Origin of the sequence: Sulfitobacter undariae, assembly GCF_014196805.1 — a bacterium.
Taxonomy (GTDB): domain Bacteria; phylum Pseudomonadota; class Alphaproteobacteria; order Rhodobacterales; family Rhodobacteraceae; genus Sulfitobacter; species Sulfitobacter undariae.
Map to the genome: position 1 here is coordinate 133,840 of NZ_JACIEI010000004.1, position 13,771 is coordinate 147,610.

At 51.5% G+C, this 13,771-nt stretch carries 12 protein-coding genes; 4 read left to right on the forward strand and 8 right to left on the reverse strand.

Going from position 1 to position 13,771, the window contains the following annotated elements; all coding sequences use genetic code 11:
* Positions 1-12 precede the first annotated feature (12 nt).
* Entirely contained in the window at positions 13-2,655 is a 2,643-nt protein-coding gene (gene mutS, locus GGR95_RS08665; protein WP_246423336.1) for a DNA mismatch repair protein MutS, read from the forward strand.
* Positions 2,656-2,688: 33 nt separating this feature from the next.
* On the opposite strand, the gene GGR95_RS08670 is transcribed toward mutS, so the two are convergent.
* Entirely contained in the window at positions 2,689-3,243 is a 555-nt protein-coding gene (locus GGR95_RS08670) for a nucleotide exchange factor GrpE (RefSeq protein WP_184564855.1), read from the reverse strand.
* 9 nt (positions 3,244-3,252) lie between these two features.
* Positions 3,253-4,317: a heat-inducible transcriptional repressor HrcA gene (gene hrcA / locus GGR95_RS08675; RefSeq protein WP_184564857.1), complete on the reverse strand. Its 1,065-nt coding sequence runs from the start codon at positions 4,315-4,317 to the stop codon at positions 3,253-3,255.
* An 82-nt stretch (positions 4,318-4,399) separates the two neighbouring features.
* Here hrcA and rph point away from each other — a divergent pair, with 82 nt between their 5' ends.
* Genes rph through hemW form a run of 3 tightly spaced genes read left to right on the forward strand, consistent with a single transcriptional unit; the run spans position 4,400 to position 6,871 of the window.
* Positions 4,400-5,113 carry a ribonuclease PH gene (gene rph / locus GGR95_RS08680; RefSeq protein WP_184564859.1) on the forward strand — a complete coding sequence of 238 codons (714 nt, stop codon included), beginning with the start codon at positions 4,400-4,402 and terminating at the stop codon, positions 5,111-5,113.
* A complete protein-coding gene (gene rdgB / locus GGR95_RS08685) occupies positions 5,110-5,721 on the forward strand; it encodes an RdgB/HAM1 family non-canonical purine NTP pyrophosphatase (protein WP_184564861.1) in 612 nt (203 codons plus the stop codon). The genes rph and rdgB overlap by 4 nt, the downstream gene beginning before the upstream one ends.
* On the forward strand, positions 5,714-6,871 hold the full coding sequence (gene hemW, locus GGR95_RS08690; protein WP_184565063.1) for a radical SAM family heme chaperone HemW: 1,158 nt from the start codon (positions 5,714-5,716) through the stop codon (positions 6,869-6,871). The genes rdgB and hemW overlap by 8 nt, the downstream gene beginning before the upstream one ends.
* On the opposite strand, the gene GGR95_RS08695 is transcribed toward hemW, so the two are convergent.
* From GGR95_RS08695 to rho, 6 genes are read right to left on the reverse strand one after another with little or no spacing between them, the layout of a single operon-like run.
* On the reverse strand, positions 6,868-7,761 hold the full coding sequence (locus tag GGR95_RS08695) for a ParB/RepB/Spo0J family partition protein (RefSeq protein WP_184564863.1): 894 nt from the start codon (positions 7,759-7,761) through the stop codon (positions 6,868-6,870). The two genes, hemW and GGR95_RS08695, sit on opposite strands and share 4 nt — an antisense overlap.
* Complete coding sequence (locus tag GGR95_RS08700) at positions 7,751-8,578, reverse strand: AAA family ATPase (protein ID WP_184564865.1); 828 nt, start codon at positions 8,576-8,578, stop codon at positions 7,751-7,753. The genes GGR95_RS08695 and GGR95_RS08700 overlap by 11 nt, the downstream gene beginning before the upstream one ends.
* The gene (gene rsmG, locus GGR95_RS08705) at positions 8,571-9,179 is read right to left on the reverse strand and encodes a 16S rRNA (guanine(527)-N(7))-methyltransferase RsmG (RefSeq protein WP_184564867.1); all 609 of its coding nucleotides are present in this window, start codon (positions 9,177-9,179) and stop codon (positions 8,571-8,573) included. Before rsmG ends, GGR95_RS08700 begins: the two co-directional genes overlap by 8 nt.
* On the reverse strand, positions 9,179-11,050 hold the full coding sequence (gene mnmG / locus GGR95_RS08710; protein WP_184564869.1) for a tRNA uridine-5-carboxymethylaminomethyl(34) synthesis enzyme MnmG: 1,872 nt from the start codon (positions 11,048-11,050) through the stop codon (positions 9,179-9,181). The genes rsmG and mnmG overlap by 1 nt, the downstream gene beginning before the upstream one ends.
* A 3-nt stretch (positions 11,051-11,053) precedes the next feature.
* A complete protein-coding gene (gene mnmE / locus GGR95_RS08715; RefSeq protein ID WP_184564871.1) occupies positions 11,054-12,340 on the reverse strand; it encodes a tRNA uridine-5-carboxymethylaminomethyl(34) synthesis GTPase MnmE in 1,287 nt (428 codons plus the stop codon).
* Positions 12,341-12,370: 30 nt separating this feature from the next.
* On the reverse strand, positions 12,371-13,642 hold the full coding sequence (rho, locus tag GGR95_RS08720; RefSeq protein WP_184564873.1) for a transcription termination factor Rho: 1,272 nt from the start codon (positions 13,640-13,642) through the stop codon (positions 12,371-12,373).
* Positions 13,643-13,771: the final 129 nt, after the last annotated feature.

The following is a 13,771-nucleotide window of genomic DNA, read 5'->3' on the forward strand; positions in this document are numbered from 1 at the left end:
AGAGGGAATATTATGAGCGCAGGCACAGTCACACCGATGATGGCCCAATATCTGGAAATCAAATCCGGCTATCCCGATGCCCTGCTGTTTTACCGCATGGGCGATTTCTATGAGATGTTCTTTGATGATGCTGTCGCCGCCTCCGAGGCGTTGGACATCGCGCTAACCAAACGTGGCAAACATGATGGCGAAGATATCCCCATGTGCGGCGTTCCCGTCCATGCCGCTGAAGGCTATCTGCTAACACTGATCCGCAAAGGGTTTCGCGTGGCCGTGGGTGAGCAGATGGAAACCCCCGCCGAGGCCAAAAAGCGCGGCAATAAATCCATCGTGAAACGAGATGTTGTGCGGCTGGTCACCCCCGGCACGTTGACCGAGGAATCTTTACTGGAGGCGCGGCGGCACAACTACCTTGCTGCCTTTGCAGAGGTACGCGATGGGCACGCGCTGGCATGGGTCGATATATCAACCGGTGCGTTTCACGTGATGACCCTACCTTTGGTTCGGCTTGGGCCAGAACTGGCACGGCTGTCCCCGTCTGAATTGCTGATCCCAGAAGGCAAGGAAAGCGAATTGCGTGAGTTAGAGACTGAATTTAGCCTGTCCTTAACCACGCTCGCACGCGCCAGCTTTGACAGTACAGGGGCTGAGCAACGTGTTTGCGCACTATTTGGCGTGCAATCTCTGGACGCTTTCGGCAGTTTTAACCGCGCGGAAGTGTCGGCGATGGGTGCCTTGATTGAATATCTGGATATGACGCAAAAGGGTAACCTGCCCTTGCTGCGCAAACCTGTCAAAGAAACCGAAGCGCGTACTGTGCAAATTGATGCCGCAACACGGCGTAATCTGGAATTAACCCATGCCTTGTCGGGTGGCCGTGCGGGGTCATTGCTGTCTGTGATGGACCGCACTGTGACAGCCAGTGGCGCACGATTGCTTGAACGGCGGATTTCCAGCCCTTCGCGTGTGTTAGAGACGATTCATGCCCGTTTGAATGCCGTTGATTATGCAGTCAACAACAGCCGAACCGCCCAAGATATCCGCAGCCGTCTGCGGGCTGTCCCTGATCTGGAGCGTGCTTTGTCACGGCTGGCATTGGACCGTGGCGGCCCCCGCGATCTGGCCGCGATCCGCAATGGCCTGACCGAGGCCGCCTATCTGAATGAGACCCTAACACAGATAGAACTGCCAGATTTGCTGAAAACCGCTGTTGAAAACCTGTCAGGCCACGATGACCTTGTCACCTTGTTAGAGGATGCCCTTATCGCCGAACCGCCTTTGCTGGTGCGGGATGGCGGATTTATCGCGCAGGGCTACCGCGAAGAACTGGACGAGGTGCGTAAACTGCGTGACGAGGGCCGCAGTGTGGTTGCGGCTATGCAGGCGCAATTCGTCACTGATACGGGCATTTCGGCTCTGAAAATCAAACACAACAATGTGCTGGGCTACTTTATCGAGACCACAGCAACACACGCAGAAAAGATGCTATCGCCGCCCCTGTCCGAGGTGTTCATTCACCGTCAAACCACCGCCAATCAAGTGCGTTTCACAACTGTTGAACTGTCCGAGCTGGAAACAAAAATACTCAACGCTGGGAATCACGCTGTCGAACTTGAGAAACAGCTCTATGCTAGTTTGCGCACCGCGATCCTGAATCAAGCGGGCGAAATCGGTGCAACCTCTGCCGCTTTGGCCGAACTCGATCTGGCTTGTGCGCTGGCCGATCTGGCGCAGGCAGAAAACTGGGTTAAACCCAGCATCGACAATTCCCGCGCCTTTAACATCCAAGGCGGGCGTCATCCCGTTGTGGAACGGGCGTTGGCGCAGCAATCTGGCGCGCAGTTTGTTGCAAACGATTGTGACCTCAGCGCAGATACCAGCGCCGCAATCTGGCTGCTGACGGGCCCGAACATGGCGGGTAAATCGACCTATCTGCGCCAGAACGCGATCATAGCGCTGATTGCACAAATGGGCAGCTACGTGCCAGCCCGCAGTGCGCATATCGGTATCGTATCGCAATTGTTCAGCCGTGTTGGTGCGTCAGATGATTTGGCGCGGGGCCGCTCGACCTTTATGGTTGAAATGGTGGAAACCGCCGCGATCCTGAACCAAGCTGATGACCGCGCCTTGGTGATCCTTGATGAAATCGGACGCGGCACCGCAACTTATGATGGCCTATCCATCGCATGGGCGACGTTGGAACATCTGCACGATGTGAACCGCGCCCGCGCATTGTTTGCCACGCATTACCACGAAATGACCGCACTGGCAGGCAAGCTGGACGGCGTTGATAATGCCACTGTCACCGTCAAAGAATGGGAGGGTGACGTGATCTTTTTGCACGAGGTCAAAAAAGGCGCAGCAGATCGGTCGTATGGGGTACAAGTTGCCCAACTTGCTGGATTACCGGCAGCAGTGATTGCCCGCGCCCGTGTGGTGTTGGAGGCGTTAGAAAAAGGTGAACGTGAAGGCGGCGCCACGCAAAAGACGTTGATCGACGATCTGCCTTTGTTTGCAACAATCCCCACACCGGCCCCTGCCCCTGTGAAGTCATCCGCGCTGGATGACATGATGAACACAGTTTTACCGGACGAGTTGACCCCACGCGAAGCGCTGGATCTGATCTACAAACTAAAAGAGGCGGCCAAAAACTGACCGCCTCTTTGATAAACGTGAAACATCCGTTTTTTATGCGGGTGTGGAAGACACACCAACTTGTGCTGGACGCAGCAAACGATCGTGCAACATAAAGCCTTCGGCGGCGACCTGAATAATGTCACCTGCTTTGGTTGCTGGCACAGGTGCTTCAAACATGGCTTGATGCACTTTGGGATCAAAGCGGTCACCAACTTCGGGCGCGATCACTTCCATGCCGTGTTTTTTGAACACCGACAGGAGTTCACGCATCGTCAAATCAACACCTTCCAAAAGCGGTCCAGAAACTTCACGCTGTTCTTCGGTTGCTGATTCCAACGCACGTTTCATGTTGTCGTAAACAGACAACATATCACGGGCCAGCTTGGAGCCGCCGTAGTTTTCCGCCTCGCGACGGTCTTTGTCCGAGCGTTTGCGCGCATTCTCGGCATCGGCCAAAGCACGCATCAGACGATCTTTATATTGATCGCGCTCTTGCATTACTTCTTCGAGGGCCAGTTCGCCCTCATCAATTTCTTCCATTTCGTCAGCATATGCTTCTGCTTCTGCTGCTTCCGGGTCATCCAAAAAATCGTTCGGGTCTGCCATATTCCACCTCTAACTCCGGTCGGAAATCAATTTCCCGACCAGTTGTGCCGTGTAGTTCACAATCGGCACGATACGTCCATAGTTTAGGCGCGTCGGGCCAATTACGCCCACCGCACCAATGATCTTACGATCAGAGTTCATATATGGGGAAACCACCAAAGAGGAACCCGAAAGTGAGAAAAGTTTGTTCTCTGAGCCAATAAAAATGCGCACACCGTCGCCATCCTCGGCCAGTTCAAGAAAATCCGCGATATCGCGCTTGCGCTCAAGGTCGTCAAACAGGCTACGGACCTTTTCCAGATCTTGGGATTCGCCACTGGTGGTCAGCAGGTTTGCACGGCCCCGTACTATCAAACGTTCAGAATGACCTTCGCCGCTCTCCCAAATCACCAGACCACTTTCGACCAATTCGGCCGCCAGCACATCAATCTCCTGACGTCGGCGGCTCATCTCGGTTTTAATGGTGCGCTGAAGTTCGCTTAAGGTTTTTCCCTCAACCAGAGAATTCAGAAAATTCGCAGCTTCGCGCATAGAGCTGGGCGTTTGCCCGACAGGCGGCACGAACAGGCGATTTTCAACGTGACCGTCAGAGAACACCAAAACCGCCAAAGCGCGGTCCTGAGAGAGGGATACAAATTCGATATGTTTGATCGGCGCTTCGTGTTTTGGCGCAAGAACCAAAGACGCGCCATGTGTCACACCAGACAGCGCGGTGCCCAATCGGTCCAGCGTCGCCGTAACGTCATCCGCGTTGCGCCCCATTGTCGCGTCCATCTGGGCGCGGTCATTATCGTCGGGGTTTCCCACCTCCAGCAGTCCATCCACAAACATGCGCAAACCCAATTGCGTCGGGATACGTCCTGCACTGACATGCGGGCTATCGAGCAAACCCAGATACTCTAAATCCTGCATGACGTTACGAATTGTCGCGGCACTGACCTTTTCGGAAAAGTCACGCGTCAGGGTCCGCGACCCCACAGGTTCGCCATTGGCCAAATAGCCTTCAACCACACGCCGAAACACCTCGCGTGAGCGGTTGTTCATTTCTTGTAAGAGGCCCGATGTATCTGTCATGCTGTACAATAAGGCCGTGGGGGTTGCATCTGCAAGGGATCGAAAGGTATCGAGTGGTTAAATCATTCAAAAGGAATATCCCATGCGCCCATCTGGCCGTAAACTTGATCAAATGCGTGACGTCTCTGTTGAGGTTGGCTTTACCAAACACGCCGAGGGCTCTGCCCTGATCAAGATGGGCGATACACATGTTCTGTGCACGGCCACGATTGAACCACGTGTTCCTTCGTTCATCAAAGGATCGGGCCTTGGTTGGGTTACAGCGGAATACGGCATGTTGCCCCGCGCGACAAACACGCGCATGCGCCGTGAAGCGGCCTCTGGCAAGCAAGGCGGCCGGACTGTCGAAATCCAACGCCTGATCGGTCGCGCATTGCGGGCGGGCGTTGACCGCGTCGCTTTGGGTGAACGCCAGATTACCATCGATTGTGACGTGCTTCAGGCAGATGGCGGCACGCGCTGCGCTTCTATCACAGGCGGTTGGATTGCATTGCGCCTTGCGGTGAACAAACTGATGAAAGCGGGCGACGTCATTTCCGATCCCATGCTTGATCCTGTCGCGGCCGTAAGCTGTGGTATCTACGCGGGCCAACCCCTGCTTGATCTGGATTATCCAGAAGATTCCGAAGCGGGCGTCGATGGCAATTTCATCATGACTGAAAGCGGCCAGATGATCGAAACCCAAATGAGCGCAGAAGGTTCAACCTATTCGCGTGCCCAAATGAATGAACTCCTCGATCTGGCGGAAAAAGGCATCGCCGAGTTAACGGCAGTACAACGGGCGGCCTGCGCATGAGCCGCAAGTTCACAGGCGACCGCATCCTGATTGCCACGCATAACGCAGGCAAGCTGGAAGAAATGACGCAGCTTTTTGCCCCTCTTGGCATCACCGTTGTGGGTGCCAAGGAATTAAATTTGGCAGAACCCGAAGAGACAGAAGACACGTTCATCGGCAATTCACGGATCAAGGCCCACGCGGCGGTTAAGGCCACTGGCCTACCGGCGCTTGCTGATGACAGCGGCATTCAGGTTGCCGCCCTGGACAACGCCCCTGGAGTTTATACTGCTGATTGGGCTGAAACCCCGAATGGCCGCGACTTTGTTATGGCGATGCACAAAACCCACGATCTTCTAGAAAAAGCCAACGCACCCCACCCTCGCGCTGCACGGTTTTGCGCCACGCTGGTTCTTGCGTGGCCAGATGGACATGACGAAGTTGTTGAGGGCTTTGTAGACGGTACATTTGTCTGGCCCATGCGCGGCGAAGTTGGCCATGGCTATGACCCCATTTTCCAGCCTATTGGCGAGGTGCGTACCTTTGCCGAAATGCCCCAAGATGAGAAAAATACAATGAGCCACCGCTCGGATGCGTTCACCAAATTACTGGCGCAATGCTTTGATTGAAGACTGGCAGCAGGGCGGCTTTGGCATCTACATCCACTGGCCGTTCTGCGAAGCAAAATGCCCCTATTGCGATTTCAACAGCCACGTGTCGCGCAGCATTGATCAAGCAGCATGGAAAACGGCCTATTTATCCGAACTGAAACGCTATGCTGCGGAAACCCAAGGCCGGACTGTTACGTCCGTGTTCTTTGGCGGCGGCACCCCCAGCTTGATGAACCCAGATACAGTTGCCGCAGTTATCGCCGAGATACGAACGCTTTGGCCCGTTGCAAATGATCTGGAAATTACCTTAGAAGCAAATCCCGGTTCAGTTGAAGCAGGTCGATTTGTTGCTTACCGTGATGGCGGTGTTTCGCGTATCTCAATGGGGATACAGGCGTTGAACGATGCGGATCTTAAACGGTTGGGGCGCATACATTCTACTGCCGAGGCTTTGGCCGCCTTTGACATTGCCCGCAACACATTTGAACGGGTTAGCTTTGATCTCATCTATGCCCGCCAAAACCAGTCTTTGCACGATTGGGAAACCGAGCTTAATCAGGCCCTATCCCTATCAATAGACCATCTTTCTCTTTATCAACTAACGATTGAAAACGGGACCGCATTTGGTGATCGCTATGCCATCGGCAAGCTGCGCGGCCTGCCCGATGAAGACCTTGGCGCAGATATGTTTGACCTGACGCAAGACGTTTGTGGCGCCTTTGGAATGCCCGCCTATGAGGTATCCAATCACGCCCGCGACAGCGCCCAATCGCGGCATAATCTCATCTATTGGCGCTACGGTGATTATCTGGGCATTGGCCCCGGTGCGCATGGGCGTCTGACCCGTTCGGGACAACGCAATGCGACGATTTGCTATAGTAACCCAAAGCGTTGGTTAGATGAAGTTGCCCAAGGCAGCCCTGAGCAAAGCCGCGAAGCTTTGGAGCGCGGAGACGAAGCCACTGAATTTTTACTCATGGGGCTTCGGTTACGAGAAGGCATTGATGTAACGCGTTATGCAGCGCTTGCTGAAAAACCGTTGGACGCCGGCGTCTTGACCCATTTGACGGAAATCGGAATGATCAAGGTCACGCCAACTAGGTTGGTCGTGACCGATCATGGTTTCCGAGTTTTAAACTCTGTAATCGCAGAACTGTTGAGCGCTTAAGACCCGCTCAACAGTCGACAAATCTCGTCCAGTTGATCCAAAGATTTGTATTGGATGCTTACCTGCCCGCTTTCCTGACCTGGCTTATGGTTAAGAGAAACGCGCATGCCAAGGTTTGCTGACAGGTCACCCTCCAAAGCCTTGGTATCTGCATCTTTTTCGTTTGATTCATCCATGCCTTTTGGTTTCGGCTTTGGATCTCCGGCAAGCTCGCGCTTGACCAGAGACTCAGTTGCACGAACAGACAAACCACCTTTGATTACCTGTTGTGCCAACTTCATCGGGTTTTCGGAGGGGATCAACGCACGCGCATGTCCTGCCGACAGTTGACCATCACGCAGCAATTCTTGCACGGCTGTCGGTAGATTTAGCAACCGCAACAAGTTCGCAATGTGGCTACGGCTTTTCCCCAACGCTTCGGCCATCTTTTCTTGAGTATGACCAAACTTATCCATCAACTGCTTATAGCCAGCAGCCTCCTCAGCCGCATTCAAATCAGCCCGCTGAATGTTCTCGATGATAGCAACTTCTAGGACTTCGATGTCCGTGAATTCACGCACGATAACTGGCAAAGCGTGAAGCTGCACCATTTGGGCAGCACGCCAGCGGCGTTCACCGGCAACAATTTCATAAGTCCCATCGGCACGCGCGCGTACAATCAAAGGCTGCAGAACACCCTTTTCTTTGATGGAGGCGGCAAGATCATCCAGATCATCTTGAACAAACTGCTTACGCGGCTGATCGGGATTGGGTGAGATCCGTTCAATTGGAACAAGTTGATCGGCCGACGATGGGCCTTTTGCCACAACGGTCTCGGCCTCATTAACGTCTGCCATCAGTGCAGACAATCCGCGGCCAAGCCCCCGCTTGCGCTCGTGATTATTGGACATGCTGCACCTCTTTTTCTACGGTTTGGTTGTTTTTCATTAATTCGGTTGCCAGATCACGGTATGCTTGGGCGCCTTTTGATTGGCTGTCATAAGCTAAAACTGGCATCGCAAAACTCGGTGCCTCGCTAACCCTAACATTTCTTGGCACCATGGTTTTGAAAACCAAGTCGCCAAGATTATCACGCGCATCTTTTTCAACCTGTTGAGACAGATTATTCCTACGATCATACATCGTCAAAACAATGCCTTCGATACGCAGATCTTTGTTACCCGATTGCCGAACTTCACGAATAGTCAGCATCAACTGCGACAATCCCTCCAGCGCAAAAAACTCACTCTGTAGTGGTACAAGGACCGAGTGAGCACCAATCATTGCGTTTACCGTCAACAAGTTGAGAGAAGGCGGGCAATCGATCAATATGTAGTCAAAATTGAACGAATCCATTTGCGTTTGACGCAATGCATCGTGCAACAGAAAGCTCCGCTTTTCGTTTGACAATAATTCAAGATCGGCTGAGCTTAGATCAACAGTTGCTGGAACAATAAACAGATTTTCAGTTGGCGTTTTCAAAATCACATCATTGAGATCGATGTCTTCCAGCAGCAGTTCATAAGTAGTGAACTCTCGATCTTCGAGATCAATTCCCAATCCAGTGGACGCATTCCCCTGTGGATCAAGGTCAATCACAAGAACCCGTTGACCTTTTTCCGCCAGAGCAGCGGCCAAGTTAATTGTCGTTGTAGTTTTCCCGACACCGCCCTTCTGATTGGCGATTGCGATAATTTTTGGACCGTCAGGGCGAGATAAATCAGACACGCGTAAGTTCCCTTATTTTCAGGATTGTGGCGTCGGGGTTTGTTTCACTTGTTATTACTTCTATATCGTAGGACCATGTATTCATGGCTTCTTCATGCTCTTTTTCCCAGTTTGCGCCCTTCGGAAATAGAGCGATTCCATCTTGAGCAAGGTGAATCTCTGCGTATCCTAACAGTGAGTTAAGGTCACCCAAGGCACGAGCAGAGAGAACTGGTGTGTTGAAACTTGGAATTTTATCAACGCGCTCAGCCAAGACCTTTACCTTTAGGTTAAGTTCGCGAGCAGCTGTTCGTAAAAACGCGCATTTCCGCTGATCGCTGTCAACGAGAGTGAACTGACGTTCTGGAGCAAGCTCGCGCGCCAATACTGCAACAACGATACCCGGAAATCCGCCGCCGCTCCCTATATCCAACCAATCCCCTACATTCGGTGCCAGCGCATATATCTGGGTAGAATCAACGATATGCCTATCCCAAAGCTGCGCCGCATCTCCACTTGAGATCAAATTTATTTTCTTAGTCCACTTTAGAACTAGGGATTCAAACTCATGGAGTCTTTCAATTGTTTCACGTGAAACATCTCCCAAATTGAAATTACTCATTATGCGCTCTTTTTTGGTTGTCCCTTGCGGATCAATGCAAGCAGGAGGGTTAATGCCGCTGGTGTCATCCCATCGATCCGGGCAGCTTGTGCCAAGTTTTCGGGCTTTGATTTATCCAGCTTTGATTTCAATTCGTTAGAAAGGCCGTCAATAGATCCGTATTCGAACCAAAGAGGTATCCTCTCATTTTCGTCTTTTCTAAGCAATGCAACATCATTCTCTTGCCGCTTGATATAGTGAGCATAGAGCGCGTCTTTTGCTACCTGATCAGCAATATCGCTTTCCACCTCACCCAGCGCAGGATCAAGAGCACGAACATGAGAGAAATCGACATCAGGAAATGACAAAAGTTGAAAGCCACTCCTTCTTTGGCCATCAGTGTTGAGTTTAATTCCCACGGCGTTCGCCTCTTTTGGTGTAAACGTCCGACTCTCCAAAATCTCACGACAAGCCGACAATTTATCCATTTTAACTACAAAGCTATTTGCTCGCTCTTTTGCAATACAACCAAGCTCAATTCCCAACTCAGTGAGCCGCTGGTCAGCATTATCCGCCCTTAACGAAAGCCGGAATTCTGCACGCGACGTAAACATACGATAGGGTTCAGAAACGCCTCGCGAAGTGAGATCATCAATCATCACACCGATATAGCTGTTTGTACGGCTAAAGATGATCGGATCTCTATTTTGCACAGCCAATGCAGCGTTCAAACCTGCAACAAGTCCTTGCGCAGCGGCTTCTTCATATCCTGTTGTTCCATTAATCTGCCCTGCAAGGTATAGCCCGGGGACTGTTTTGAGCTCAAGTGTTTGACGCAAGGCACGAGGATCAACATAATCATACTCGATGGCGTAACCAGGCTGTAAAATTTTGACGTTTTCAAGACCTACAATCGAGCGAACGTAGTCCTCCTGAACAGAAACAGGAAGTGAAGTTGAAATGCCGTTGGGATAGATTGTCGGATCATCAAGCCCCTCCGGTTCCAAAAATATCTGATGTGAGGTTTTATCTGCAAACCGAACAACCTTATCTTCAATGGACGGACAATATCTTGGGCCAACACCCTCAATGTGGCCTCCGTACATTGCAGAGAGTTCTAGATTATTTCTGATAATGTCGTGTGTTTTTTCATTTGTATGCGTAATACCGCATGAAATTTGGCGTGATCCAGCCTTTTTTGACATAAATGAGAACAGGGTTGGCTCATCATCGGCGGGTTGCATTTCCAACCCTTCCCAATTGATAGTTCGACCGTCCAAACGAGGCGGCGTTCCTGTTTTGAGACGCCCTAGTCCCAGTCCAAATTCATCAATACGCTCAGCCAACTTCCGAGATGGGTTGTCCCCCATTCTTCCCCCTGGCTTTTGAACATCGCCAATATGGATAACACCGCGCAGAAAGGTTCCTGTTGTTAAGATCACCGCGCCGGCAGAAATCGAGGTGCCTTCCGCAGTCACAATACCTGACACCCTGCCCTGATCCATAACAAAGTCGACTGCTTCACCCTCAATAATGGAGACCCCACTATGAGCCTCGATTTCTGCAAGCATCGTTTGGCGGTATATTTTTCGGTCCGCTTGCGCACGAGGGCCCTGAACAGCGGGGCCTTTTCGCCTATTAAGGAGACGAAATTGAATACCTGCTGCATCTGCTACACGACCCATAAGTCCGTCCAGAGCGTCAATTTCGCGAACAAGGTGACCTTTTCCCAAGCCACCAATGGCTGGATTGCACGACATCACGCCAATCGTTTCGCGGGACATTGTCAGTAACGCAGTATTCGCACCCATACGTGCCGCAGCATGCGCAGCATCTGCGCCTGCGTGACCACCACCAATAACTATGACGTCAAAATGTTTCACGTGAAACAATCCTTATTTACCGAGGCAAAAGCTTGCGAAGATTTCGTCTAACAGATTCTCTGCATCAATGCGACCAACTAAAACTTCAAGCGCGTGGATCGCCATGCGTAATTCCGCCGATGCTATGTCATATTGATCTGGGCCATTATCTAACAGAACCTTAGCGGACTGCAGACCTGTTTGCGCAATTTCCATTGCCCGCGCATGACGTGCGTGCGTAGCAAGTCCAGCACCCGAAGCTAATTTACTCAGCCGATGTTCTATTTCTTTTAGAAGTTCTTCAATGCCCTCACCCGATTTCCCTGAAATAGAGGGAAACGGCATACCTGTAAGATCCGCTTTGGAAGTAAGGATTAGGTCATCTTCTAGGGGAGGCATAGGTGTCGCATCCCCCTCGTCCAACAAAAATAGCCTTAGATCAGCATCCGATGCACGCCTATAGGCCAAATTTACGCCTAAAGCCTCGATTTCATCTGTGCTATCGCGGATGCCAGCAGTATCGAGAAGCGTGACAGGTAAGCCACCCAAATCCATACGCACCTCTATGACGTCGCGCGTTGTGCCTGCGATATTTGATGTAATTGCCGCTTCTCGACCGGCAAGCCTGTTCAGGAGCGTCGATTTACCCACATTCGGCGCACCAACAATAGCCACCTCAAATCCGGTTCGTATACGTTCTGCTGCTTTGGTACCTTCAATTTCTTGCGAAAGGGCTATCTCAACGCCTGTCAAAAGATCACGAACTTCATCGCTCACATCAACGGGCACATCCTCATCTGCAAAATCAATAGTTGCTTCCAACAAAGCAGCGGATCGAATAAGCGCTTTTCGCCAATTCTCTATTTTGTCGCCCAAAGCACCAGAAAGGACACGAAGCGCTTGTTTTCTCTGTGCTTCTGTTTCCGCTTCAATAAGATCGGCCAAACCTTCAACCTGCACAAGATCAAGTTGACCGTTTTCCAAGGCCCGCCGCGTAAACTCACCCGGTAGAGCAAGGCGTACACCTTCGAATTGACCTAGTTCATCCAGCACCCGCCGCATAATCGCGATGCTACCGTGAAGATGCATTTCAACGACATCTTCGCCTGTAAAGCTCTGCGGGCCATCGAACTTCAGAACTAGCGCCTGATCAATAAACCCGCCATCCCGATCTTTGATCATGCGCAAGGCCGTGCCACGATGGTCTGGCAGCTTGCCAGCCATTTTGGCAGAAACCTCATGCGCCAACGGCCCAGAAATCCGCACAACAGAAACGCCTGCGCGGCCCAGTGCTGTTGCTTGGGCAAAGATAGTATCCATTTACCTAAGCCTTTGAATTTAATTGGTAATTTAGGTATTCATCGAATCGAAGAAGTCAGAATTTGTTTTCGTCTGCTTTAGCTTGGAAATCAAGAATTCAATCGCATCGGTGGTCCCCATCGGGTTCAGGATGCGACGCAGAACAAAGGTTTTCTGGAGATCGATTTTATCCACCAGCAAATCTTCTTTCCGTGTACCGGATTTAAGGATGTCGATAGCAGGGAACACACGCTTGTCAGCGATCTTGCGATCCAGAACAATTTCCGAGTTACCAGTACCTTTAAATTCTTCAAAGATCACTTCATCCATCCGGCTACCAGTATCGATCAGCGCCGTTGCGATGATTGTCAGAGATCCACCTTCTTCGATGTTACGTGCCGCACCAAAGAAGCGCTTGGGGCGTTGCAATGCGTTCGCGTCAACACCACCTGTCAGAACCTTACCAGAGGACGGTACAACTGTGTTGAATGCACGACCCAGACGGGTCACGGAATCGAGCAGGATCACAACATCACGCTTGTGCTCAACCAGACGTTTTGCCTTTTCAATGACCATTTCTGAAACGGCCACGTGGCGTGTCGCGGGTTCGTCAAAGGTAGAGGATACAACCTCGCCCTTAACAGAACGCTGCATGTCTGTAACTTCCTCAGGACGTTCATCAATCAACAGCACGATCAAATAGCATTCTGGATGGTTTTTCTCGATGGAATTGGCAATATTTTGCAACAAAACCGTTTTACCGGTCCGTGGCGGCGCCACGATCAAGCAACGCTGGCCTTTACCGATAGGAGACACCAAATCAATGATCCGCGCCGAGCGGTCTTTGATTGTGGGATCTTGGACTTCCATGTTCAGACGTTCATCAGGGTAAAGCGGCGTCAAGTTTTCAAATGCAACTTTGTGACGCGCCTTTGCAGGGTCTTCAAAGTTAATCTGGGTCACTTCGGTCAATGCAAAGTAGCGCTCGGAATCGTCAGGAGCCTTGATCAAACCTTCAATCGTGTCGCCAGTGCGCAACGAATGCAGGCGGATCATGTCAGGCGAAACGTAAATATCATCAGGACCAGCAAGATAGTTAGCCTCCGGAGAGCGCAGAAAACCGAACCCGTCTTGCATGACTTCCAGCACACCGTCACCGGAAATCTGCCAACCTTCATCCGCACGTTCGCGCAGAATTTGGAACATCATCTCGCCTTTGCGCATCGTTGAAGCGTTTTCGATCTCCAGCTCTTCGGCCATGTCGATCAGGCTTTTGGGAGACTTCGCCTTAAGATCGGCAAGATTGAGTGATTCGAGTGTCATGAAATATCCTTGGCCGCACGCAAAAGCGTCTGCTGGCCAGTGTTTGAAAATAATACGGGTACTGCGATCCCCGAACGGGGTGCTGTGTGTTCTTTACGGGCTACCACAGGCCCTGTCAATTCATCTGAC

Excerpts from the sequence above, each read along its gene's own strand:
- rho (WP_184564873.1), bottom strand. The coding sequence starts at position 13,642 with ATGACACTCGAATCACTCAATCTTGCCGATCTTAAGGCGAAGTCTCCC.
- rdgB (WP_184564861.1), top strand. The coding sequence starts at position 5,110 with ATGAGCCGCAAGTTCACAGGCGACCGCATCCTGATTGCCACGCATAAC.
- mnmE (WP_184564871.1), bottom strand. The coding sequence starts at position 12,340 with ATGGATACTATCTTTGCCCAAGCAACAGCACTGGGCCGCGCAGGCGTT.
- GGR95_RS08695 (WP_184564863.1), bottom strand. The coding sequence starts at position 7,761 with ATGTCCAATAATCACGAGCGCAAGCGGGGGCTTGGCCGCGGATTGTCT.
- GGR95_RS08670 (WP_184564855.1), bottom strand. The coding sequence starts at position 3,243 with ATGGCAGACCCGAACGATTTTTTGGATGACCCGGAAGCAGCAGAAGCA.
- hrcA (WP_184564857.1), bottom strand. The coding sequence starts at position 4,317 with ATGACAGATACATCGGGCCTCTTACAAGAAATGAACAACCGCTCACGC.
- rph (WP_184564859.1), top strand. The coding sequence starts at position 4,400 with ATGCGCCCATCTGGCCGTAAACTTGATCAAATGCGTGACGTCTCTGTT.
- mutS (WP_246423336.1), top strand. The coding sequence starts at position 13 with ATGAGCGCAGGCACAGTCACACCGATGATGGCCCAATATCTGGAAATC.
- rsmG (WP_184564867.1), bottom strand. The coding sequence starts at position 9,179 with ATGAGTAATTTCAATTTGGGAGATGTTTCACGTGAAACAATTGAAAGA.